4 protein-coding genes are annotated in these 1,948 nt (G+C 64.4%); all 4 read right to left on the bottom strand.

The genetic code is table 11. The features are described 5' to 3' along the window. A partial coding sequence (locus M9955_26560; protein ID MCO5085211.1) for a phenylacetate-CoA oxygenase subunit PaaI occupies positions 1–269 on the bottom strand: 269 nt, incomplete at its 3' end. Continuing rightward, the gene (gene paaB, locus M9955_26555; GenBank protein ID MCO5085210.1) at positions 269–553 is read right to left on the bottom strand and encodes a 1,2-phenylacetyl-CoA epoxidase subunit B; all 285 of its coding nucleotides are present in this window, start codon (positions 551–553) and stop codon (positions 269–271) included. The genes M9955_26560 and paaB, both read right to left, overlap by 1 nt. Positions 554–633: 80 nt before the next feature. Beyond that, the gene (gene paaA / locus M9955_26550) at positions 634–1,623 is read right to left on the bottom strand and encodes a 1,2-phenylacetyl-CoA epoxidase subunit A (protein ID MCO5085209.1); all 990 of its coding nucleotides are present in this window, start codon (positions 1,621–1,623) and stop codon (positions 634–636) included. 170 nt (positions 1,624–1,793) lie between these two features. After that, the coding region (locus M9955_26545) for an ABC transporter ATP-binding protein (GenBank protein ID MCO5085208.1) at positions 1,794–1,948 on the bottom strand (155 nt) is incomplete at its 5' end.

Below are 1,948 nucleotides of genomic sequence, written 5' to 3'. Positions count from 1 at the left end.
TGCGCGTCGCGCAGATAGGCGAGGTTGTCGGCCGTGCGGCCCTTGCCCTCGACCTCGCCGGCAAGGCCGAGCCAGAGCTGGGTCTGGCCGATCAGGTCGAGCGCGGTGTTGGCGAGCGCGATGTCCTCCTCCAGCACCGGCGAGTGGCCGCACCATTCCGAGACGCGATGGCCGAGGACGAGCGCGTTGTCGCCCATGCGCAGCAGGAACTCGGTCAGGCCGGCGCGGTCGATATCGGCCCCGGTGTCGGCGTCGAGAAGCGCGGCCATCACATATGCCCCACTTCGTCGGGAATCTTGAAGAAGGTCGGGTGGCGGTAGACTTTGGAGTTGGACGGCTCGAACAGCGGTCCCTTGTCGGAGGGCGAGCTCGCCGCGATCTCGGACGAGCGCACCACCCAGATCGATACGCCCTCGTTGCGGCGGGTGTAGACGTCGCGGGCGTTCTTGATCGCCATCTCGGCGTCGGGCGCGTGCAAGCTGCCGACGTGGCGATGGTTGAGGCCGTGCTGGCCGCGGATGAAAATCTCCCATAGAGGCCATTCGTGAGACATGGCGCTTCCTCCTGTCGCTGGCTGTCCCGATGGGCGCGATAACCGCCCGGCTGGCTGTTCTTTTTTCGGCGCGCGCGGCCTCAGGCGGCCGCGCGGCGCGCCTCCTTCTTGCGCGCATGGGCCATCAGCCCTTCGCGGAACCAGGCGCCGTCCTCCCACGCCTTGACGCGCGCGCCGAGGCGCTCGCGGTTGCACGGCCCGTTGCCGGAAATCACCTCGAAGAACTCGCTCCAGTCCGGCTCGGAAAAGTCGTAGCCGCCCTTTTCCTCGTTCCAGGCCAGCTTGTCGTCGGGGATGGTCAGGCCGAGATATTTCGCCTGCGGCACGGTCTGGTCGACGAATTTCTGCCGCAGCTCGTCATTGGTGTTGATCTTGATCTTCCACGCCATCGACTGCGCCGAGTGGACCGAATCCTTGTCGGAGGGGCCGAACATCATCAGCGACGGATACCAGAAGCGGTTCAGCGCATCCTGCGCCATCGCCTTCTGGGCTGGCGAACCTTCAGCCATCTTCATCATGATGTCGTAGCCCTGCCGCTGGTGGAAGCTCTCCTCCTTGCAGATGCGGATCATCGCGCGGCTGTAGGGGCCGTAGGAGGTGCGCTGGAGCGGCACCTGGTTCATGATCGCCGCGCCGTCGACCAGCCAGCCGACCGCGCCGATATCGGCCCAGTTCAGCGTCGGATAGTTGAAGATCGAGGAGTATTTCATCTTCCCCGAATGCAGCTTGTCGAGCAGCTCGTCGCGGCTGACGCCGAGCGTCTCGGCGGCGCAGTAGAGGTAAAGGCCGTGGCCGGCCTCGTCCTGCACCTTGGCGAGCAGGATCGCCTTGCGCTCCAGCGTCGGGGCGCGGGTGATCCAGTTGCCTTCGGGCAACTGCCCGACGATCTCGGAATGGGCATGCTGGCCGATCTGGCGGATCAGCGTCTTGCGGTAGGCTTCGGGCATCCAGTCCTTCGGCTCGATCTTCTCGCCGGCATCGACGCGGTCCTGAAACGCGCGTTCCTGCAACGACATCTCCTCGAGAGACTTCACGCCGTCGCTGTCGGTCCTGACCATCTGGGCATACATGGCTTTCCTCCTTGCCGCGCTGCCGGGCCTCGCATTGGCGTCCGGTCGCGTCGATTATTCATTGACCGACCGGACGGTTATCTATTTAGCATTCGATGCGTTACATTTCAACAGAATTTTACGGCCAAATTGTAACATATCGCGACGGCGGGATTATAGCACCCCCGGCGTCAAATCCCCAGATAGGCTTCCCTCACCTTCTCGTCGGCGATCAGCTCGGCCGCCGGGCCGCCCATGATGATGCGCCCGGTTTCCATGACGTAGCCGCGGTCGGCGATCGACAGCGCGCCGAAGGCGTTCTGCTCGACCAGCAGCACGGTGACGT

Source organism: Rhizobiaceae bacterium (assembly GCA_023953845.1).
Taxonomy (GTDB): Bacteria; Pseudomonadota; Alphaproteobacteria; order Rhizobiales; family Rhizobiaceae; genus Arvimicrobium.
This window is presented reverse-complemented; position numbering and strand designations above follow the sequence as displayed.